At 62.3% G+C, this 21,963-nt stretch carries 19 protein-coding genes; 4 read left to right on the top strand and 15 right to left on the bottom strand.

Annotated elements, in window-relative coordinates; all coding sequences use genetic code 11:
- The first annotated feature begins 107 nt into the window (after window positions 1-107).
- A complete protein-coding gene (locus tag AC1D3C_RS08915; RefSeq protein WP_477482622.1) occupies window positions 108-1,697 on the top strand; it encodes an ABC transporter substrate-binding protein in 1,590 nt (529 codons plus the stop codon).
- A gap of 84 nt (window positions 1,698-1,781) precedes the next feature.
- Here AC1D3C_RS08915 and AC1D3C_RS08920 read toward each other — a convergent pair whose 3' ends face one another.
- Window positions 1,782-2,378, bottom strand: coding sequence for a TetR/AcrR family transcriptional regulator (locus AC1D3C_RS08920; protein ID WP_477482623.1), 597 nt, complete (start codon window positions 2,376-2,378; stop codon window positions 1,782-1,784).
- Window positions 2,379-2,540: 162 nt separating this feature from the next.
- Between AC1D3C_RS08920 and AC1D3C_RS08925 the strand changes: the two genes are divergently transcribed.
- Window positions 2,541-3,059: a hypothetical protein gene (locus tag AC1D3C_RS08925; RefSeq protein ID WP_477482624.1), complete on the top strand. Its 519-nt coding sequence runs from the start codon at window positions 2,541-2,543 to the stop codon at window positions 3,057-3,059.
- Between the two features lie 74 nt (window positions 3,060-3,133).
- Here the strand turns inward: AC1D3C_RS08925 and AC1D3C_RS08930 are convergent, their stop codons facing one another.
- From AC1D3C_RS08930 to AC1D3C_RS08980, 11 genes are all read right to left on the bottom strand, one after another.
- The gene (locus tag AC1D3C_RS08930; RefSeq protein WP_477482625.1) at window positions 3,134-4,045 is read right to left on the bottom strand and encodes an ABC transporter permease; all 912 of its coding nucleotides are present in this window, start codon (window positions 4,043-4,045) and stop codon (window positions 3,134-3,136) included.
- A complete protein-coding gene (locus AC1D3C_RS08935) occupies window positions 4,042-4,962 on the bottom strand; it encodes an ABC transporter permease (RefSeq protein WP_477482626.1) in 921 nt (306 codons plus the stop codon). The genes AC1D3C_RS08930 and AC1D3C_RS08935 overlap by 4 nt, the downstream gene beginning before the upstream one ends.
- A 218-nt stretch (window positions 4,963-5,180) precedes the next feature.
- On the bottom strand, window positions 5,181-6,596 hold the full coding sequence (locus AC1D3C_RS08940) for an ABC transporter substrate-binding protein (RefSeq protein WP_477482627.1): 1,416 nt from the start codon (window positions 6,594-6,596) through the stop codon (window positions 5,181-5,183).
- A gap of 201 nt (window positions 6,597-6,797) precedes the next feature.
- Window positions 6,798-7,868, bottom strand: coding sequence for an ABC transporter ATP-binding protein (locus tag AC1D3C_RS08945; RefSeq protein ID WP_477482628.1), 1,071 nt, complete (start codon window positions 7,866-7,868; stop codon window positions 6,798-6,800).
- Entirely contained in the window at window positions 7,865-8,896 is a 1,032-nt protein-coding gene (locus AC1D3C_RS08950; protein ID WP_477482629.1) for an ABC transporter ATP-binding protein, read from the bottom strand. The genes AC1D3C_RS08945 and AC1D3C_RS08950 overlap by 4 nt, the downstream gene beginning before the upstream one ends.
- Before the next feature lie 209 nt (window positions 8,897-9,105).
- On the bottom strand, window positions 9,106-9,930 hold the full coding sequence (locus AC1D3C_RS08955; protein ID WP_477482630.1) for an inositol monophosphatase family protein: 825 nt from the start codon (window positions 9,928-9,930) through the stop codon (window positions 9,106-9,108).
- On the bottom strand, window positions 9,927-10,754 hold the full coding sequence (locus AC1D3C_RS08960; protein ID WP_477482631.1) for a glycerophosphodiester phosphodiesterase family protein: 828 nt from the start codon (window positions 10,752-10,754) through the stop codon (window positions 9,927-9,929). The genes AC1D3C_RS08955 and AC1D3C_RS08960 overlap by 4 nt, the downstream gene beginning before the upstream one ends.
- 38 nt (window positions 10,755-10,792) lie before the next feature.
- Window positions 10,793-11,899 (bottom strand): ABC transporter ATP-binding protein, encoded by a 1,107-nt coding sequence (locus AC1D3C_RS08965; protein ID WP_477482632.1) that lies wholly within the window; start codon window positions 11,897-11,899, stop codon window positions 10,793-10,795.
- Between the two features lie 2 nt (window positions 11,900-11,901).
- On the bottom strand, window positions 11,902-12,819 hold the full coding sequence (locus AC1D3C_RS08970; protein WP_477482633.1) for an ABC transporter permease subunit: 918 nt from the start codon (window positions 12,817-12,819) through the stop codon (window positions 11,902-11,904).
- 3 nt (window positions 12,820-12,822) lie between these two features.
- A complete protein-coding gene (locus AC1D3C_RS08975) occupies window positions 12,823-13,713 on the bottom strand; it encodes a carbohydrate ABC transporter permease (RefSeq protein WP_477482634.1) in 891 nt (296 codons plus the stop codon).
- Between the two features lie 69 nt (window positions 13,714-13,782).
- Window positions 13,783-15,090 (bottom strand): extracellular solute-binding protein, encoded by a 1,308-nt coding sequence (locus AC1D3C_RS08980; protein ID WP_477482692.1) that lies wholly within the window; start codon window positions 15,088-15,090, stop codon window positions 13,783-13,785.
- A 211-nt stretch (window positions 15,091-15,301) separates the two neighbouring features.
- Between AC1D3C_RS08980 and AC1D3C_RS08985 the strand changes: the two genes are divergently transcribed.
- Window positions 15,302-16,456, top strand: coding sequence for an ROK family protein (locus AC1D3C_RS08985; protein WP_477482635.1), 1,155 nt, complete (start codon window positions 15,302-15,304; stop codon window positions 16,454-16,456).
- Between the two features lie 16 nt (window positions 16,457-16,472).
- Here AC1D3C_RS08985 and recQ read toward each other — a convergent pair whose 3' ends face one another.
- Complete coding sequence (gene recQ / locus AC1D3C_RS08990; RefSeq protein WP_477482636.1) at window positions 16,473-18,332, bottom strand: DNA helicase RecQ; 1,860 nt, start codon at window positions 18,330-18,332, stop codon at window positions 16,473-16,475.
- 208 nt (window positions 18,333-18,540) lie between these two features.
- Between recQ and AC1D3C_RS08995 the strand changes: the two genes are divergently transcribed.
- Window positions 18,541-19,680, top strand: coding sequence for an NAD(P)-binding domain-containing protein (locus AC1D3C_RS08995; RefSeq protein WP_477482637.1), 1,140 nt, complete (start codon window positions 18,541-18,543; stop codon window positions 19,678-19,680).
- Between the two features lie 12 nt (window positions 19,681-19,692).
- Here AC1D3C_RS08995 and AC1D3C_RS09000 read toward each other — a convergent pair whose 3' ends face one another.
- Together AC1D3C_RS09000 and AC1D3C_RS09005 are read right to left on the bottom strand one after the other, a co-directional pair.
- A complete protein-coding gene (locus AC1D3C_RS09000) occupies window positions 19,693-20,076 on the bottom strand; it encodes a DUF983 domain-containing protein (protein ID WP_477482693.1) in 384 nt (127 codons plus the stop codon).
- 132 nt (window positions 20,077-20,208) lie between these two features.
- Window positions 20,209-21,612: an aminotransferase-like domain-containing protein gene (locus AC1D3C_RS09005; RefSeq protein ID WP_477482638.1), complete on the bottom strand. Its 1,404-nt coding sequence runs from the start codon at window positions 21,610-21,612 to the stop codon at window positions 20,209-20,211.
- Window positions 21,613-21,963: the final 351 nt, after the last annotated feature.

The raw sequence follows: 21,963 nt of genomic DNA on the forward strand, positions 1-21,963 counted from the left end.
CGCAATTCGGGAGGAGGAAGCCGAATCGCGGGCGCGATGTATGCATCACCAGCCTTGTCGGCATGAGTTTGTTTCATCAGTTTGTTTCATTGGGGAGGAGCCCAGAGATGAGCAAGACGAAGGGCGGCGTGCCGTCTGTCATCCATAACAGCAGGATCAACCGAAGAACGCTTCTGGCGTCCGGCGCAGCGCTGGGAGGCGCGATGCTGCTGCCCGGGCAGATGTTCGCCCAGACGCCGCAGGCCAAACCAGGCGGCACTTTGCGCATCGCCATGCCGTTCAACCCGGCCGCACTCGACCCGATGACCGGGCGCAATGTGCCGGATTTCAACGCGCTTTATGCGTTGTTCGACGCGCTGATCGCCTTCGATCCGGCGACGCTCGAGCTCAAGCCGATGCTCGCCAAGGACTGGACCTTCGCCGATCCGACGACGCTGGTGCTCAACCTCGTCGACGGCGTGAAATTCCACGACGGTACGCCTTTTAACGCCGAGGCCGTGAAGTTCAATTTCGATCGTTTCATCAGCGATCCGCGCTCCAACGTGAAATCGGACCTGGTTTCGGTCGCGTCGGTGGCGGTCACCGGCCCGAGCCAGGTGACGCTCAAGCTGAAGCAGCCGAACTATTCGCTGCCGACCATCCTGACGGGCCGCGTCGGCTGCATCGTCTCGCCCGCCTCCATCAAGGCGGCTGCCGACGGGAATGTCGATCGCAATCCGGTCGGCACCGGACCGTTCAAGTTCGCGGAGTGGCGCGACAACGACCTAATCCGTGTCGAGAAGAACCCGAATTACTGGCAGCCGGGCCTGCCCTATCTCGACGGCATCAACTTCCGCATCATCAACGAGTTGAACACCGCAGCCCGCACGGTCACCGCCGGCGAAACCGATCTTGCGCTCAACATGGCCGCGCAGCAGATCGCTACCGCCCGCCGGGTGCAGGACCTGACCGCCGAAGCCGATCCTTCGATGATCTTCTTCACCCTGATGATGAATTTCGCCAAGCCGCCGCTCAACGACATCCGGGTCCGGCAGGCGATGAACTACGCCATCAACCGCGACGAACTGAACCAGGTCCTGATGCTTGGTCTCGGTGAACCGACCTCGACCATGTTTCCCAAGGATTTCTGGGCGGTAGATGCCGGGACGGCGCAGTTCTACCAGCGCGATCCGGACAAGGCGCGCAAACTGCTGGCCGATGCCGGCTACCCGAAGGGCTTGGAAGTCGAGACCTGGAGCTGGCCGGACCAGACATCGGTTCAGCGGCTCGAAGTGGTCGGCGAGCAGCTTTCGCAGGTCGGCATTCGTCTCAAGGTCACCCCCTCGCCTCCGCAGGTCGTAAACCAGGCCTTCTATATCGAGGGCAAGGGCGCGATGATCCTCAATCCGCAGGGCGGCTGGCTCGATCCCAGCCAAACCTACGAGCGGCTATTCGGCGCGACGGGTCAGTTCAACGCAGGCAAGGTGGAAGATCCGCAGTTCCGCAAGCTGCTCACCGCGACAGGCACGTCGGCTGATGCCGGCGAACGCAAGAAGGCATTTGCCGCGCTCCAGCGTTTCGTCGTGGAACAGGCGCTGCACCTGCCGCTGGTCACCTCGGCCGCCATGTCGATCCGCAACAAGAAGGTCAAGGACTTCCGATACGACCGGCTGCACTCGCCGCGCTTCCACCGCGTCTGGCTCGACCAGACCGCGTGATCCGCAGCCAAGATGCGATAGACGCGACGAAACAGCCCGACCGCGAGGCCAGGCTGTTTCGCATCTAGATTGCTCCGTTGTCACTCACCTTTCCCAAGCTTTACAGATTTGTAAGCTACTTAAGCTGTGGAGTTCGGCACAGGCGAGACGGCGATACATCGACGCCATTTGCTCTGGCGCTATTCGTGCTCCGGAATCTAGCCACCAGATAAGCAGGGCCATAAAGCTTCCGGTGTAGAACGCGACGATCATCGGCTGAGGAATAAAGCTCTCCTCTGCAGAGACATCCGAGGTATGAATCTGCTCTCGAAGGAGGTCTCCAAATATCTGATCTATTCGGGCCAGAGCAATTGTTCTTCCTCGTCCGCGCCGGAGGGCTTTGTAAGAGCCGTAGTGATTGCGGGCATGCTGGAAAATCGGTTCGACAAAGTCGAAGGGGATGTTTGAGCCACTTGGACGTTGCCTTTCGATTTCGTTGAGCAGGTGCTCGAACACGCTTCGTTTGAGATCATCTTTGCCGGTGAAATGCAGGTAAAAGGTCGAGCGCGCGACGTTCGCCTCTGTGCAGATGTCATTGACTGTCACATTTTCGTAGCCCCTGGAGTGAATGAGGCTTTTCAGCGTGTGTTGAAGGGTGGTGCGGGTACGGTTGATCCGCCGGTCCCGAATTGGAGCCTGCATGCGTCCTCCACTGGTCATTCGCAGCCAAGTGTCCAAAAAACTTCATTCTGCGCATTCTGTTCGTTGATCCCATCCTGGACAACGTGTCACCGAATATTACGCCCGCTCCCGATAGCCAGCAAGCAGGAGGGGTTATCGCTCACGCCCACTCAAAGGATTCAGATGCTCTTCAGTCCGCATGTTCGAAAGGCAGCCCTGGTTCTTCACGTCGCTACCTCGGTAGGTTCAATAGGCTCCGTCGCCACCTTTTTGGCTTTGGCGGGAACAGGGCTGGTGACGTCAGAAACGGAGTTGTTCTCAGGTGTTTATCCATCGATGGACTTGATCACCTTGGTCGTTATCGTCCCCCTTCTTGGCTCGGCGCTGCTGCTTGGCATCATTCAAGCACTCTTCACCCCGTGGCGACTACTCGATCATTGGTGGGTGCTCGCCAAGCTGGTAATCTCCATAGCTATTCTAGCGATTCTCCTTGCACAGCTGCCAGGGATTGCCAGACTGGCCGATGCCAGTGTTGCGAGACTCCCTTTCCCCCCAGAACTGGGGCGAATTCAGCTTTCGGTCGTAGTCCATTCTGCGGCAGGGTTGATCGTGCTTCTCATTCCTCTCCTGCTTTCCATTTACAAGCCGTGGGGACTGACGGCTTTTGGAAGGCGCAAAGCCGAACGAAGACATCGTCGATGACGTCGACAAGACAAGATCGCAAGGACCTGCCGGATATGACCCGGATTGAACAGGATTTGCTCTGAAATCGGGAATTACCGGCGCTTGATGGTGGGATCGAGGAGCACGCGGATCGATTCGCCGAGCGTGTTGAAGGCGAGCGCGGTGAACAGGATGGCGAAACCCGGCGCATACATCTGCTCGGGCGCCACTTCGACATAATGGTAGGCGCGCGCCAGCATGCCGCCCCAGCTCGATTCGGGCGGCTGGACGCCGAGCGACAGGAAGCTCAATCCGGCTTCCGCCAGAAGCGCCACGGCCAGCATCAGGGTCACTTCGACGATCACGGGCTGGATCGCATTGGGCAGGATATGGCGCAGGATCAGATGCAGGCGTGACGCGCCGAAGCCGACAGCCGCCTCGACATAGAGCGCGTTCTTCACCACCAGCGTCTGCGCCCGCATCGTGCGGGCAAGCACCGGCGCGAAGGCGAAGCCGACGGCGATCATCGCATTGGTGAGGCCGATGCCGAGCGCGCCGGTGACGGCGACGGCCAGCACGAGCGGCGGAAAGGCGAGGACACCGTCGATAATGCGGCTGCCGACCTGATCGACCCAGCCCCCGATAAAACCGATGAACACGCCAAGCGGCACGCCGATCGCGACGCCGATGCCGACGGCGAGGCTCGCCGCATAAAGCGCATTGTAGGAGCCGTATATCAGCCGGCTCAGCGTATCGCGGCCAAGGTCGTCGGTGCCGAGCCAGTGCGCGCCGCTCGGCGGCGCCAGAAGGTCCATCAGGTTCTGCTTGTTGGGCGCATAAGGCACGATCAGCGGCGCAAAGATCGCCGCCAGAACCAGGACGGAGAGATAGGCAAGGCTGATCAGCGCGCGCTTGTCGCCCCACAGCCAGGCCCAGAAGCGGAAGCGGACGGGAGGCGGCAAGGTCGTCCTGGCTGCCGGCGCGGCAGCGGTTTGGGTCATCGCGGTCATGTTCGTATCGGTCATGTGGAGGCCGCCACTCTGGGATCGAAAGTCGCGTTGAGCACGTCGACCAGGAGATTGGTGAGGATAACCACCAGCACAAGCACGAGCGCCACGCCCTGCACTACCGGGAAATCCTTGTTGAGCGCCGAATAGCTGATGAGGTTGCCGACACCGGGAATGGCGAAGACCGCCTCGATGATGACGGCGCTGGAAAACAGCCGGTTCACCTGCAGGCCGGCAATCGTCAGCATCGTCGCCGCCACGTTGCGCAGCCCGTGTTTCCAAAGGATGGCGCCGGAACCGAGCCCCTTGGCGCGCAGCGTGCGGATATATTGCGAGCCGAGCACTTCAAGCAGCGCACTACGCACCTGCCTTGCCAGAACCGCGACCACGCCGGTGGAGAGCGCAATCGCCGGAAGGGTCGCGTAATAGAGCGCCTCCAGCGGTTTTTCGAAGACGGATACGGCACCAGTCGCCGGGAACCAGCGATAACCGAGCGAAAACAGCGTCACCAGAATGATACCGAGCCAGAAATTAGGAACCGCGACACCGAGCGAGGCGACGCTGGTGATGATCTTGTCGAGCGTGGTGCCTTGGCGCGTGGCTGCAAGAATGCCAAGCGGAATGCCGAGTGCCGCACCCAGAACCAGCGCATAGAGAACCAGCAGGACCGTATGCGGCAGGCGCGACAGGATCAGCCGCAGAACGGATTCGTTCGAGAACAGCGAATGACCGAGATCGCCCTGCACGGCATTTCCCAGCCAGAAGAAATATTGCACCAGCATCGGCCGGTCGAATCCGTAGATATGACGGATTTCCGCGATGCGTTCCGCCGTCGCATAGTCACCCGCGATCATCATGGCCGGGTCGCCGGGCATCATGTAGACGAGCGAAAACACCACGAACGTGGCCACGATCATCACGGGCACGAGTTGCATGAGCCTTTGCGCAACCATCCCGGGGACGCCGTACATCATTGATACTCCGTCAATCCGCATTTGACGCTGGCCGTTTCAATGGCCCGCGAAAGGAACATCGGAGGCGCAGAACCACTGCCTTCCGATGCGGGGAGCGGCACAGGCGAACCCGCCCCGCTCCGGTTTCCGGGCGATCACCCGACGCGACGGCCGCATCGGGTGATCGCATGGCTTGAGCCTCAGGCTTCCATCCACACCTTGTGGAAGCGCGGGCGCTGCAGCAGGCTGAAATTGAAACCGTGCACCTTGGGCGTGCGAATGATGATGCCGGCAGACGAGAACTGCGGCAGGTGCAGCGCGTTTTCCAGCACGAAACGCTGCATCTTGTGGAGCACGTCCTTTCGCTTGGCGTTGTCGAACGTGTTCATCGACGCATCCATCAGCTCGCGATAACCCGGCAGTTCGATCTTGGCGGCGTTGCGATAGGCCGTTGCCGAGAACTGCCGGTCGTAGGCGGTTGCCGGATCCGGAAGACCGCCCGTCGGGGTCATCAGCATCTGACCCTTTTTCTCGGTCAGGAAGTACTGCATCGTCTGCGCCGGCTGTGCCGGGGTAACTTTCAGCCGGATGCCGGCTTCGGCAAGCTGCGCGCCGAGGACTTCCTGACGCTGCACCGCCGCCTGGTCGGCCCAGGTGAAGGTGGCGATCTCGATGCCGTTTGCGAAACCCGCATCCTTCAGCAGCGACTTGGCGCGGTCGAGGTCCAGCTTGTAGAAGTTCTCGGTCGCGGGATCGTTGGCCCAGAAACCCGACGGGAACATGCTGCAATGACCGCCACCGAGGCCGCCCCACAGGACCTGATTGAGCACCGGCCGGTCGAGCGCCCAGTTCATCGCCTGCCGAACGCGAACGTCTTTCAGCGGTCCCTCGCCGTAGTTCAGGAAGGCCGTGTAATAGATCATCGATGGCGTCGCTTCGGCGACCAGCTTCGGGTCGCGCTTGGCCACGGCCATCTGCTGTGCGCTCATGTTGAGAACGATATCGGCTTCGCCGGCGGTCACCGTGCGCACAGCCGTATTGAACTCGTTGACGATGCGCATGTCGACGCCGTCGAGATAGGGCTTATCACCCCAGTAGTTGGCGTTTTTCACCACCTTGATCAGGGTATTGTCCTGCCATTCGACGAACTTGAACGGCCCGGTGCCAACAGGCGCGCGATCGACATTGCCGCCGGCAGCGGCCTTGACCGAAGCGGGCGACACGATGAGGCCGGCACGGTCGGTCAGGATCGCAGGCAGGGTGGCGTCCGGGTATTTCAGCTTCAGCGAAACCTGATAGGGGCCGGTCGCCTCGACCTTGTCGACGACAGCAAGGTCCGATTTCACGTTCGAGCGATCGTAGGTGCTGCAGCGCTGCAGGTGGAAGACCACCGCTTCGGCGTTGAACGGGGTGCCGTCATGGAACTCGACGCCCTGGCGCAACTCGAGAACCAGCGTTGTCGGGTCGGTGAACTTCCACGAGGTCGCCAGCATCGGCTGCAATTCGAGCGTCTGCGGATCAAAGCCAATCAGGGCGTCGAACATCAGGAGAAGCGCGTTGAAATCGGGATTGTTGCGACCCGTCAGCGGATCGAGCGCGGCGGGGTTGAACGGCATCACGGCTCTCAGAGTGCCGCCGGATCTCGGTTGCGGGGACTGAGCCCGCACCGTTGCAGGCAACAGGGCCAGGCCGCCCGCCGCGGCCGTTCCAGCCAGCAGCGAACGACGGCTAATATCCGGTATCTTTCCAAATAAATCTGTGGTCACGTCTTCTCCTCCATCATCCATGACCGGCCGTCTTCGGCCGCTATATCAGCGTCACATTATGTCAGCGCCCTGTGCGGCAGCGTCCTGGCGGGCGCCGTTCCCTTCCGAAAGATCAAGACCTCTCCTCTCCTTTTCGCCCAGCATCTCCTCAGCGAAATGGCAGGCGACATGCCGCCCGGGCAGCAATTGGCGCTGCTGGGGTTCCTGCGTGCGACAGATGTCGCGCACCCGCGGACAGCGCGTATGGAAGCGGCAGCCGCTCGGCGGCGCGATCGCGCTCGGTATCTCGCCCTGCAGGATAATCCTCTGCCGGGCATCGGCGGCCGTCGGGTCGATCTCCGGTTCGGCCGAGCGCAGCGCCTCCGTATAGGGATGCAGCGGCGTTTCGATCACGGCGTGCGCCGGACCGACTTCGACGATCTTGCCGAAATACATCACGGCCACGCGGTCGCTGATATGGCTGACGACCCGCAGGTCATGGCTGATGAAGACGTAGGTGAGGCCGAACTGCTCCTGCAGCCGGGCGAAGAGATTGAGCATGTCGGCCTGGATCGACACGTCGAGCGCCGCCACCACCTCGTCGCAGACGATCACGTTCGGATCCAGCATCAGCGCACGGGCGATATTTGCGCGCTGCTTCTGGCCGCCGGAAATCTCATGTGGATAGCGGTTGGCCATTTCGGCCGACAGCGACACTCGGTCCAGCATCGCAAACGCCTTTTCGCGCCGCTCGGCCTTCGTCCCCTCGCCGGCTATGTTCAAGGGCTCGCAGATGCTCTGAAGGATGGTCATGCGCGGATCGAAGGCCGCATTCGGATCCTGAGAGACGATCTGATACTTGCGCCGATGGCGATTGAGTTCGCGGCGGGAAAACTTGAACGGATCGATGCCGTCATGCAGAACCCCGCCGCCGCTTGGACTGAGCAGGCCGACAAGACAACGTCCGAGCGTCGATTTGCCGGAACCGGACTCGCCGATCACGCCAAAAATCTCGCCCCTGCGGACGCTGAAGCTGACCCCGTCGACGGCACGGATCAGCGAGCCGCGCCGTGGATTGCCGAAGGTGACATGCAGATCGTCGACATCAAGCGCCGGCTGCTCGGAAGACGTGGCCAAACTCATGCTCCGACCCCTCTCAATGCGAGCTCTTCCCAGCGATTGCAGCGCACTTCCCTGCGATCGATATCCTGTACGCCCTCGCTCTCGATGCTCTGGGGCAATTCGCAGGGCTGCATGGAATAGGAACAGCGCGGCCCGAAGCGACAGCCCTTCGGCATGTGACGCAGCGACGGAACACGGCCGGCGATCGAAGGCAGCGTGCCGCGCGCGCGGTTGCTGTCGGGTATCGAGTGCAGGAGCCCGGCCGTATAAGGGTGGCGGGGACCGGCGATGACGTCTCTGACGGGACCGCCCTCGACGACCTGCCCTGCATACATCGTGACCATCCGGTGGCAGCTTTGCGCGACCAGTCCGAGATTGTGGGTGATGAACATGATGGCCGTGCCGGTACGGTCGGCGAGGCCTAAAAGCAGGTCCATGATCTGTGCCTGGATGGTCACGTCGAGAGCCGTCGTCGGCTCGTCGGCGATGAGCAGGCGCGGCTCGCAAACCAGCGCCATGGCGATCATCACCCGCTGGCGCATGCCGCCCGAGAGGTTCATCGGGTAAAGCGTAGCGACGTGGCGTGGCGATGCGATGCCGACCGAATCCAGCGCTGCGACGGCGCGCTCCGCTACCTCCCGACGGTCCAGCTTGAAATGCCGCTGGAGCGTCTCTTCGATCTGGTAACCGACGGTGAATACGGGATCAAGCGCACTCATCGGCTCCTGGAAAATCATGCTGATGTGCCGCCCGCGAATGCGATTCATCTGCGATTCGGAACAGGAGACGAGGTTCTCGCCGCCGAACATGATCTTGCCGCCAAGGCGGGAATCGCGCGGCGGCAGGAGCCGGAGAATGGAGAGAGCAGTCATCGATTTGCCGCAGCCACTCTCGCCGACGACACCGAGAATTTCCTTCGGCTTCACCGAAAGCGAAACATTATTGAGGACTTCGACCCAACCCGATTGGTCGCGCAACGACAATGTCAGGCTCTGGATATCCAGAAGCGCGTCCTGGCTGGCCACCGTGGTCTCGGCAAGCTGCTGCATCCGATCCTGATCCTCCCTATCGGCCGCTGCCCGCAAGATCAGTATCCGACATGCAGGCGGCGGCTGTGCATTCCCACCACCGCAGCGAAACCCCATCAGGGATCCTGATACGTGATGCAGACTCCTCCCGAGAGCCTAGGCATGTATACATTACATGTGATGATGACGAAAGCCAGACTGAAAATTGCCGTCCTCCGGAAACCTGGCTTTCAGCTCAAGCTGGCGCGGATAGCCTCCCAGCTCGTCGCATCGGGCGCGAGCAGCAGCCGCCCCTGCGTCATCGCGGGCCGATAGGTCTCGCCGCTCAGGAGGCCGCTATGGCCGCCGGCTTCGCGGTGGATCAGTTCGCCGGCCGCATGATCCCAGGGTTTCATGTCGGCATTCAGCGAGAAGCTCATCGCGCCGGTCGCCACCATCCGGTATTCGAAGGCGGAGCACCGCCATGTGGTAGTGCGGCCGAAACGCAGGAGCCGCGGCGCGAATGCTTCCTGTTCTTCGGTCGAGAACATGTGCAGCGGCACGAACCCGCTCATTTCGCCGACCGGAGCCGGCACCGCAACGCTAAGGCGGGTGCGCGCGCCGTCATGAGCGATATGCCAAGCGCCGTCGCCCGGCCGGGCCACGAGAAAATCGCCGGTCAGCGGATAGTGGATCAGCCCCGCGACGGTTTCTCCGCCGGACACGATCGCCACGATCATGCCGAACAGCGGCACGCCATGGGCGAAATTCCAGGTGCCGTCGACGGGATCGATGATCGCCGCGAGTTCGGCATCCGCCAGGCGGTCGAGCAGCGCCGGATCGGCGGAGACAGCCTCCTCGCCGACGATCAGCGCTTTGGGAAAATGGGCAGAGAGTGCTGCGGAAAGCCGCCGTTCCGCACCCAGATCGGCATCGGTGACGATGTCGTCCGGAGCGGTCTTGGCGCGGATGCCATCTGCCGTTACGCCGAGGAAGCGGGGCAGAACCTCTGCCTCGCCAGCCTGGCGCATATCCTCCATCAGGGACAGGAGGACGACGTCGGAAATGATCGTCATGCTTGGCGTGCCTTTATGTAGGATTTCAATGCGGCGGGCTGGTCCGTCTGGATAACGCTGATGCCCGCGTCGATCAACCGGCCCCAGATCTGATCGGGGTCGGCGAGAGCCGCACTGTCCGTCCATTCGCCGCTGCCGGGCTGGTCGAGCGTGTTGACCCAGAGCGCCATGCCGGCCTTTGCGAAGGCCTCGCGGTGATACGCGATCGTCTCGAGGCTGTCGAAGCGGATTTCGCACATGAAGGGCGAGAGTTCGGCAAGCACCGCCAGCGCGTCGCCGGTGTTTTCGGCAGTGAAACGCGCCATGCCCATGAATGGCACGCCGTCGATCTTCTGGGCGCGCACCCATTCCACATCAGCCAGGCTGTAAACCTTCGTCTTGAGGTCGACATCGGCGGCCGCACCCATCTCGCGGGCGCAGGCGGCGACCTCGGAGAAAAGCCCGCGATCCTTGAGATCGAGATCGGCGAAGATGCGGCCGCGGATGATCTCCAGCGCCTGTCTCAGCGTCGGGATGCGCTGATCGCTCGCTGCGCGACCTTCGCCGCCGTCGTCCTCGCGCAGCATGATCGCTTGAAGCTCGGCCATGGTGAAAGTCTCGGCATCGCGGTCGATGCCGGCCATACGTTCCAGCGTATCGTCATGCATCAGGAAAAGCTGGCCGTCGGCGCTCTTGCGCACGTCGAGTTCGACGATATCGCAGCCGAGCGTTATGGCGTTCTCGATGGCCGCCAGGCTGTTTTCAGGCGCACCGTGCCAGGCACCGCGATGGGCGACGACGGCGCAGCTGCGCGCCGGATCGGCGATGAAGTCTTTGTAGTTCATGAGAATTTCTTTCATATGGCGCCTTTGGCGCCGGGCTTTCATTGCGCGCCGAAGGCACCGGGTATGGCCCGGCCTGTCGCTGCATCGAAGAGATGCAGCCGCGAGGTCGGGAAGTTCAGGAGAAGTTCGAGCCGGTCGGCAATCTCCGCGCCGAAGGGTGTCGCGATGCGGACGACTGAACCGCCGAGATCGGCGGCCAGCACCGAATGGGAACCGAGATCCTCGCGGAACCGGAGTGCCGCCTTGACCGCATGGCCGTCCGCCTTGCCGTCGACGACGATATCCTCGGGCCGGATGCCGAGCTGGTAGGCGCCGGTCAGCGCTGCGTTCGCCACGACCTGCCCGTCGGCGAGCCTCAGCACCGACCCGTCTCCGGTGACGGGCAGGATATTCATCGGCGGGGCACCGATGAATTTCGCGACGAAGACCGAGGCCGGATGGTGATAGATGGCCTTCGGCGTATCGAACTGCTCGATCCGGCCCTTGTTGAGGATCAGGATGCGGTCGGCGAGCGTCATCGCCTCCACCTGATCGTGGGTGACGAAGACGGTGGTGGCGCCGATGCGGCGATGCAGGTCGGCAAGCTCGACACGCATGTCGTGCCGCAGTTGGGCATCGAGGTTGGACAGCGGCTCGTCGAACAGCAGCACGCCCGGCTCTCGCACGATTGCGCGGCCGATCGCGACGCGCTGGCGCTGGCCGCCGGAGAGTTGTCCCGGCTTGCGATGCAGATAGTCGGCAAGGCCGAGCATCTTGGCGACCGCCGCGACCCGCTCTGTGCGTTCGGCCTTCTGCATGCCGGCGACCTTGAGGCTATAGGCCATGTTCTCGAACACGCTCATATGCGGATAGAGCGCATAGTTCTGGAATACCATGGCGCAGCCGCGATGTTTCGGTTCGAGATCCTGCACTTCGCGGGCGCCGATCAGGATCTTGCCGCCGCTCACCCGTTCAAGCCCGGCGATCATCTGCAGAAGGGTGGACTTGCCGCAGCCGGAAGGGCCGAGCACGACGGTGAATTCGCCGGCCTTCAGCTCGACATCCATCGGCGGGATGACGACCGTCTGGGGATCATAGGCCTTGGTCAGGCCCTTGACCGTGATGCTCGCGGCAGCGGCGCGGATGGCTGTATCGATGGCGTTCATCGCTATTTCTCCGAAAGCACGAGGCCCTGCACCAGATACCGCTGTAGGAGCGCGATCATCAGGAGGGGCACGAGGGAAACGATCACGGCGCCCGCCATGATCGTCGGAAAGTCCGGCACCTCGCCATCCGAATCCGGCAGCAGGCGCGCCAGGCCGACGACGGCGGTCTGCATGTCCGGCGTTGAGGAGGCGACGAGCGGCCAGAGATACTGGGTCCAGCCGCTCAGGAAGGTCAGCACGAACAGCGCCGCGAAACTGGTGCGCGACAGCGGCAGCAGGATATCGAACATGAAGCGGACCGGACCGGCCCCGTCCATGCGGGCGGCCTTGAACAGATCTCCCGGCAGGGTGCGGAAGAACTGGCGGAACRGGAACGTGCCGGTACCATGCGCGGCAAGTGGCGCGATGAGGCCGAAATGGGTATTCAGCACGCTCAGTTCGAGCTGCACCGGCGCGCCGAAGACCTGGGTTATTAGCCCGTTGAGGCCGGTGACGTCGAGCAGTGCATTGACCGGCGAAAACACGTTCGACGCCACCTGATAGGTGGTGATGACGCGGATATCGACCGGCAGCATGATGGTGGCGAGGATCAGTGCGAAGGCGACACCTGCCCAGCGGATGCGGAAATAGACGATCGCATAGGCCGAGAGGAAGGACAGGACGCAGGTCGCGATCGCCAGGCTGAACGCTACCACGAGGCTGTTGAGCATCTGGATCGGGATGCGCGTCTCGGTGAAGATGCGCGCTACGTTGTTCAGGAATTGGTCGCCGGGATACCAGGCGAGCCCGTTGCGCAGCAGGAATTCGTAGGATTGCGATGCCGTCGCCAGCGTCAGATAGAGCGGGCCGAGGATGTAGAGCATGCCGACGAGCAGGATCAGGCTTGCCGTGATGTTGAGGGAGCGGGCGTTCTCGATCATCGGTCAGCGCTCGTAGTTGATGCGCCGGCCGAGGAAGGCGAACTGGGCGGCGGTGAGAAGGATGACGAAGACCATCAGGATCGCGGTCTGGGTGGAGGCGCCGGAGAGGTCGTAACCGCTGAAACCGTCCTTGTAGATCTTGTAGACGAGCAGTGTGGTCGCGCCGCCCGGACCGCCATGGGTGATCGTGTCGATCAGCGCGAAGGCCGAGGTAACGCTCTCGGTGAATTCCAGCACCAGCGTCAGGAAGAGCTGCGGCATGATCAGCGGCAATTGCACGTCGAAGATCCGCCGCCAGGGCCCTGCCCCGTCCATCGCCGCCGCCTGGTGCATGGTACGGGGGATCGATTGCAGCCCGGCCAGAAGGATGACGAAATTGAACGGGATGCCACCCCAGACATGCGCGACGATCAGCGTGATGAACGCATCCGTGCCGTCGATGCCGGGTGCCCAGATGCCCGGAAAAGCTTGGTTGAGCGGCGCCAGGATGCCGACGAACGGATTAAAGACGAAAGCGAAGACGACGCCGATCGAGGCGCCCGCGACGCCCTTCGGCCAGACCAGCACGTTGCGGGCCGGCAGCGACAGGCGGATTTTCCGGTCGGCGGCGACCGCGAGAATCAGCGGGATCAGCACGGCGAGCGACGATGCCGTCACCATGAACACGAGGGTGGGCCAGCCCGCCTGCCAGAACTCCCGATCGGAAAGGACGCGGGCGAAATTGTCGAGGCCGACGAATATCGAACCGCCGCCGAACGGCTGCTCGAGAAAGAAGGACCAGTAGAAGGCCTGGAAGATCGGCACGTAGAAGAAGAGGACGATCAGCAGCATGAACGGCGCGACCAATAGGATCGGCAGCCAGCGGTTGCTGAAGAGGGTGGATTCGGAGGTCATGGGAAAAGCCCGCAGTGAGGGACCGGCACGGACGGGACTTGTGTCCCGCCCGCGCCGATCAAGCTTGGATCAAGGCAGCCTGACGCCCTTGTAGGTCTGCTCGAAGCGGCGCAGCAATTCGTCGCCACGCTTCTTGGCGTTGTCGAGCGAGACCTGCATGGTCTGCTGACCGCCATAGGCCTTCTGGGTCTCTTCCACGAAGATCTCGCGGAACTGCACGTAGAAGCCGAGGCGAATACCGCGGCTGTCGGCAGTCGGCGGCTGGTTCATCGACTCGATGCCAATGGCAGCGGTTGCATATTTCGCAGCCTTGGCGTCGCCGCTCTTGTTGATCGCGTCGAGCACGTCGTTGGTGACGGGGACGTAGCCGGTCGCGGCGGTGAACGCCATCTGCTGTTCCGGCTTGCGCAGGAAGTCGAGGAAGGCCTTGGCGCCATCGACTTGAGCCTGGTCATGGCCCTTCATCACGTAGATCGAAGCGCCGCCCACCAGCGTATTGTGACGCTCGTAACCCTTGTACATCGGCGCCATATTGACGGTGAGCTGGTACTTGCCGTCGAAGGCCTTGGTGGAGGCGGCGTAGGAGCCCGAGGAGCCTTCCATCATCGCACATTCGCCGGCGTTGAAGGCGGCGGTGTAATTGCCGGCCTTGGTATCAGCATTGAGCTTGACGAGGCCTTCCTTGCGCCAATCCACCAGGTTCTGGAGATGCTTGGCGACGAAGGTGGTGTTGAAGACGTATTCGGCGTCGAGGCCATCATAACCGTTATGCCTTGAAGCGATCGGCAGGCCGTGGCGGGCCGAGAACTGCTCCAGCACGCGCCAGGTATCGCCATCGGTGACGAACGGGCATGCATGGCCGGCAGCCTTGAGCTTGCGGGCCGCATCGATCACTTCTTCCCAGGTGGTCGGGGTCTGGGTGATGCCGGCTTTTTCGAGTTCGGTCTTGTTCGTATAGAACAACAGCGTCGAGGCATTGTAGGGCTGCGCGAACAGCTTGCCGCCGGACGTTTCGTAATAGGCGCGGGCACCGGCGATATAGCTGTCCCACTTGACGTCGGGCAGGATTTCCTGGACCGGCACGACGGCGTTGGACAGCATCAGGTCGAGCGTGCCGGCATCGAAGAACTGGATCAGCACCGGATGGTTCTTGGCGCGATAAGCGGCAATCGCCTTCTGCATCGACACTTCGTAGCTGCCCTGGCCGACGCAGGTGACCTTGTGCTGGGTCTGTGCGGCATTGAAAGCATCGCACTGGGCCTTGATCGCGGTTTCGACCGGGCCCGTATTGCCGTACCAGAACTCGATATTGGCGGCCTGCGCGGAACACGCGCCCGCCATCAGGGCGGCAGCCGCCGCCAGAATGGAAATCTTCATCATTGCCCTCGCCTGTTGGGATGGTCGGCCGAGTTGGATCGGCATCGGAACGCGGCATTACTACACTTTACGTGTAACAATTAAATGACGAGCTGAAACCCTTGTCGCGAAAGGGATTTCCGTCTAAGCAAAGGAAAACGCGAGGTAGACGGCGACATACAACCGCAATTATTACACCTCGATGGTAATTGTTGGCGACGGAGGTGGATCAGTGGCCTATTTTCCCGAAGCTCTGATCCCGCCCCAATTCCTGCGCGCAGGTGAAAGTGGCGTCGTATCGCCGAACGAGCGCAGCCTGCTCAAACTCATCTGGCGTCACCCCGGTCTTTCACGATCCGAAGTGACCGATCATACCGACCTCACCCAGCAATCGGTCTATCGGATCATCGACCAGCTGGCGGAACGCGGCATCGTCTTGCTCGGCTCTCCAAAACCTGGCGTCGGCCGCGGGCAGCCGAGCCCGACGATCCGCCTCAACGCCCGCTACGCCTATTCCTGCGGCATCTCGGTCAATACCGACGTTATCGGCATCTGCCTGATGGACCTTGCCGGCAATATCCTCTCCGAAAGCAGCGTGACGCTGCGCGAACACACGATGGCGCAGTCTCTCGATCTGGTCAGGACACGGCTCGTGGAGGCACAGAAGCTCAACGACCTGTCCCCGGAGGCTCTTTTCGGCATCGGCTTTGCAATAGCGGGCTATCATGTCGGAGGAACCCGCTACAACGCGCCCCTGCCGCTGCATGAATGGTCGCTGATCGAACTCGGCCCGCTGCTGGCGGAGTTTTTCGGCAAGCCGGTTTGGGTGCACAACGGCGCCAATACCGGTGCCATCGCCGAGTCGATGTTCGGTGCCGGCCGCTACGTCAAGCATTTCGCTTATCTCAGCTTCAACTACGGTTTCGGCGGCGGGCTGGTCAGCGACGGCGAATTGCTGCTGGGCGGCAATGGCAATGCCGGCGAGTTTTCAGGCATCTACAACCAAGAGGAAAACCAGCGGCGACCAGCGCTACAGCTGCTCATCGAGCGGCTTGTTCGCAATGGCGTCGATGTGCCCTCCATCACTTACATGCGCCGGCATTTCGACCCGCAATGGCCAGGTGTTGCCGAATGGGTGAACGAAATCACGCCGGCCCACAATCGCCTGGTCAATGCCATCTCGGCGATCTTCGATCCGCAGGTGATCGTCTTCGGCGGGCAGGTACCGCCGGACCTGGCGCAGATGATGATCGACCGGACGGAGATTTTCGGACGCCCTCGTTATGGCGTACCGCGCCCCAGTCCAAAACTGATCATTTCGGAGATCGCCAGCGACGCATCGGCGATGGGGGCTGCGGTTACCCCTTTCCACTCGACGTTCTACTGACGCACAGGCGGCCTGCTTACCTGTCGTGCGCCCGGATCACCGCCAGGAAGGCGTCGCCGTACCGCTCGAGCTTCGACTGTCCGACGCCGGAAATGCCGAGCAGCGCGTCGCGGCTCGTCGGGCGGGCGGTCGCAAAGGCGACCAGTGTCGTGTCCGGAAAGACGACATAGGGCGGCACCGAAAGCTCCTTGGCGATCCCCAGGCGCGCGACGCGCAGTGCCTCGAAGAGTTCTGCCTCGGCCCCTTCCAGCGTGGATCTTGCGTTTGCAGCGCTCGGTGATGCGCTTCGCGATGCCTTGCCCGTCGTCGGGCGGTCCTTGCGGAAACGGACCTCGCGTTCGCGCTTGAAGACGGCGCGCGCGCCCTCTTCCAGTCTCAGCGCGCCAAACGCCTCATGATCGACACTGACGAAGCCGGCCGCGAGGAGCTGGCGATAAACCGACTGCCAGGTCTTCGACGGAATATCCTTGCCGACCCCGAAAACCGGCATGTCCGCATGGCCGAAGCGCGTGGTCTTCTCGTTCCGGTTCCCGAGCAGCACGTCGATCAGGTGGCCGGTGCCGAAACGCTCGCCAGTCCGGTAGATCGCCGCCAATGCCTTGATGGCGGCTTCAGTTCCATCCCAGGTTTCGACCGGCTTGAGGCAGGTGTCGCAGTTGCCACATTGCCCGCCATGCGCCTCGCCGAAATGAGCCAGGATCGCCTGCCTGCGGCAGCCGGGGGTTTCGCAGATGCCGAGCAGCGCATTGAGCTTGGCGCGTTCGACGCGCTTGATATCGTCGCCCGACGTGCCGCCGTCGATCATCCGGCCGCGCTGGATGACATCGGCCATGCCATAGGCCATCCAGACGTCGGACGGCAGGCCGTCACGGCCGGCGCGACCAGTCTCCTGATAATAGGCCTCGACCGAACCGGGCAGATCGAGATGGGCGACATAACGCACGTTCGGTTTGTCGATGCCCATGCCGAAAGCGACCGTGGCGACGAGGCAAAGGTCCTCTTCCTTGAGGAAAGCGTCCTGGTTGGCATCGCGCATGCTGCGGTCCATGCCGGCATGATAGGCGAGTGCCCGAATACCCTGCCCGTTCAGCCACTCTGCCGTATCCTCGACCTTGGCGCGCGACAGGCAATAGACGATGCCGCTCGACCCCTTGTGGCGGGACAGGAAACGCAGGAGCTGCTGGCGCGGCTGGTCTCGCTCGACGATTTCATAGGCGATGTTCGGTCGGTCGAAGGAGGTGGTGAACACCTCGGCCGAGCGCAGAGCGAGCTTGTCGATGATATCTTCGCGGGTATGCGGATCGGCGGTCGCCGTCAGCGCCATGCGCGGCACTCCCGGATAATATTCCGCGAGATGGCCAAGCTCGCGATATTCCGGGCGGAAGTCGTGACCCCATTGCGAGACGCAGTGCGCTTCGTCGATCGCAAACAATGCGATCCTCGCATTGCCGATCATATCCTTGAAGGCCGGCGTGACAATGCGCTCGGGTGTCACATAGAGGAGATCAAGATCGCCGTTGGCGATCGCCCGGCGGACGTCGACGAATTCTTCGCGTGTCAGCGAGGAATTGAGGGCGGCGGCGCGCACGCCGAGTTGCTTCAGCGCCTCCACCTGATCGCGCATCAGCGCGATCAGCGGCGAAACGACGATGCCCACGCCATCGCGGCAGAGGGCGGGGATCTGGAAGCAGAGCGATTTGCCCGCGCCGGTCGGAAACAACACCACGGCATCGCCGCCCGATACGACCTGTTCGACGACAGCGGCCTGTTTGCCCCGGAACGACGAATAGCCGTAAACGCGCTTCAGCACGTCGAGCGGGTTTCTCGTGCCTTGTCTGTCAAACAGGGGATCGATGCGGTCTGGGGTCGGTGGCATGGAATCGCTTTCGTCGGAAGGACCGCACTATGGCACAGGTCCGGCGACCAGAGCGAGCACCGGCGGCGCTCGGCCGTGGGCGTCCCCACATGAATTGGGCGTGGCAATTCCCGACGCACCGGCAGCCCGTTTTGCTTGAAGCGTCTTTCGCGGACGTATAAGCCTCGTCTACCCGCTCCCTGACCCGTCACTGGCATCGATATTCCGCATGGCCGCAGACTCCGAACTGGATCAACCCGCCGACGACAAACCCGATCATGCCCGCGTGGCGATCAAGGTGGATATCGTCGTGATCGGAGCGGGTCAGGCGGGCCTGTCCTCGGCCTATCACCTGCGTAAGCTCGGCCTTGCGCCGGACAAGGATTTCGTGGTTTTGGACCAGTCTCCGGAGCCTGGCGGTGCCTGGCAATTTCGCTGGCCTTCTTTGACCCTGGCCACTGCCAATCGTGTCCATGACCTCCCCGGAATGCGGTTCGAGGAGGTGGTCGATACTTCAGCCAATCTGGTTAAGGCGTCGGTCGCCGTGCCGCAATATTTCGCGGCCTACGAAGCCGCCTTCGATCTGCGCATTCATCGTCCCGTCAAGGTAACGGTCGTCTGCCCGAGGGGAGATCGGTTGAGGGTCGAAACCGACAGCGGTGCCTTTTCGGCACGAGGCCTCATCAATGCCACCGGCACATGGGAATCGCCTTACATTCCCGACTATCCCGGTGCTGATCGTTTCCATGGACGGCAGCTCCACACGCGGGATTATCGCACTGCGGACGAATTTGCCGGCCTGCATGTCGTCGTGGTCGGCGGCGGGATTTCGGCGATCCAGTTGCTCGACGAGATCTCGCGCGTCACCTCGACCACCTGGGTGACGCGACGGGAACCGCAAKTCCGCGACGAGCCGTTCACGCCGGAGGTGGGACGCGCCGCCGTGGCGCTCGTGGAAGATCGTGTCCGCCAGGGCCTTCCGCCGGGTTCGGTGGTTTCGGTCACCGGCCTGCCCGTCACGCCGACAATCCAGGCGGCACGAGACCGGGGTGTGCTGAAAAGGCTGCCTATGTTTTCCGAGATCACCGAACATGCAATCCGCTGGCCGGATGGTTCCGAGCAAAGGGCTGATGTGATCCTCTGGTGCACGGGCTTTCGCAGTTCGCTCGATCATCTTGCCCCGCTACAATTGCGCGAGGCGGGTGGCGGCATCGTCATGACCGGCCGACTGGCGACGCAGGTCGCCAAGGACCCGCGCATCCACCTGGTCGGCTACGGCCCATCCGCTTCGACGATCGGCGCCAACCGTGCCGGTGGTGCAGCCGCGCGGGAACTGACAAGTTTCCTCAGCGCTCCAGTCAATTCCTAAAGATGACTGGGTTCAACTTGCCCGCCGCACCAGCTTGCCCTCCGCCGCCTTGTAGAAATACTGGCTCGCCACCAGCCAGCCCTTGAGTGGCCGTAGCGGCGGAATACAGGTCAGCAGCATGAAGGGCAATGTCACCAGCAGGTGAGCCCACCAGGCTGGCTGGAACTGCACTTCCAGCCAGACGCCGAGAAGCACGCTTGGCACGCAGGCGAAGCAGATCACGAAAAAGGCGGGGCCGTCGGCGGGGTCGGCGAAGGAATAGTCCAATCCGCAGGCCTCGCACTTCCGGCCAAGCGTTAGGAAGCCGTTGAACAGATGCCCCTGACCGCAGCGCGGGCAACGCCCACGGATGCCGGTCTGCATGGGAGGGAGAGGAGGCCATTCGTGATCCATGATCATCGTCCTTGGAAACAAAGCGATCAAATCGACTATTGAGTGCAGTCATTTATATAGATTGATGCATTCAATACGTCGATTGGCCAGAATGCCGCAGGGCATTCCGGTCATGGACCACGGGAAGAGGAGAGATCAGAAGAAGGAGCCGGCCATTTCGGGTGAGGTCTCCAGCGCGTGCCCCATGAATTCCAGAGCGGCCTTGAGCGCCGGCCGCTGGATGGGGCCGCCGAGGCATACGCGCACCGCTTCGGGAGCCGGCCCGTCGACGGTGAAGGCATCGCTCGCCACGACGCCTATGCCGGCGGAGCGCATGTGGCTGCCGAACGTCGAGCGGGTCCAGCCCTCGGTCAACGGCAGCCAGATGTTGAAGCCGAGCGGGTCGCCCCGATAGCTGCCCTTTGGCAATATGCCAGCGACCAGCGCCTGGCGGGCCGCCGCTTCGGCCCGGATAAACTGCAGCATGCTGTCGGCCGTGCCGTCCTCGATCCAGCGGGTGGCGAGCGCTGCCGACAACGGCGACGCCATGACGTTGTTGGCGCGCATGGCACTGACGAACGGCCACGCCGCCTTGGTATCCGGGGCGACGACATAGGCGAGCCTGAGGCCGGCGCCGATACATTTCGAAAGCCCGCCAATATGCCAGGTCAGGTCTGGAGCCATCGCCGCGAGCGGCGCCGGAGCGTGGAGAGGGACAAAGCCATAGGCATCATCCTCGACGATCGGCACACCGTATTTGCGTGCCACTGCGCAAATTTCCTCCCGACGCCGCTCCGGAATGGTCAGCGTCATCGGGTTTTGCAGGATCGGATTGAGATAAAGCGCCTTCGGCTTGTTCATCTCGCAGGCTTCCGCAAAGGCTGCCGGCAGAATGCCGTCTTCGTCCATCGGCAGGCCGACGAGGTTCAATCGCAGCTGGGCGGCTATCGACCGCATGCCCGGATAGGTGATGTTTTCCGACAGCACCGTCTCGCCCAGTTTTGCCAAGACACCGAAGATCGCCAACAGCGCCGGATGCGCCCCGGGAGTGATGAAAATGCGCTCCTGCGAGGGAACCAGGCCGCGCCGGCTGAGCCAAACCGCGGCGGCCTCCTTGTCCATGCCGGCACCGCCGAAACCCTGATACCGCAGCAAAGGCAGGAGATTGGTTGCGACTGCGGTGAGCCCTTCCCGCATTCGCGCGATCAGTTCCGGATCATCGGGCTCCGGCGGCATGTTCATCGAAAAATCGACGATCGAGGCCCGGCGCGGATCCGGCGCGGCCTCGGAAACGAAACCCCGGCGTTCCTTATCAGCGCCGCCGGTCACGAATGTGCCGCGTCCCACATGCGAACTGACCAGACCCCGCTTCTGGGCTTCCAGATAGCCGCGCGCCACGGTGGTGAAATCGACGTCGAGCACCTTTGCCAACTCGCGTTGCGGCGGCAAACGGTCGCCGACGACGAGGTTGCCGCTCCTCAGGTCCATCTCGATGACATCGGCGATCGCCATGTATCGCGGGGAGCGGCTGCGGGTCAGGTCAGGCTTCCAGGTCTTCATCCATGACGTCCGATAGTTAGTCCTGGATTGACGGTATATTGTTGCTCAGTGAGTCTGTCATCAGGAAAACGGATATTGCGCCGCAACTTGAGGACCGGAGATATCTGCAGCATTCCATTTACGGTAGCTAGTTATCCTAGCTGCAATTTTCCCGTGCTTTCAGGCGAAATTTCCGAACCGCACATTGTCGACTGTCTTTGCCGGCGCCCTTCCGCTCGAAATTCGGTCTGAACGCTGCATCGCACAATTGATCGCATAATTGATGGCTCCCGGACCACCTCAAATATCGGATGCGCGGGTGGTGGTCTGCTTGCGTCGTCGGCAAGGACTTGGGTGGTGATGGTGCGGATG

The organism is Neorhizobium sp. P1_A6, from assembly GCF_056406795.1.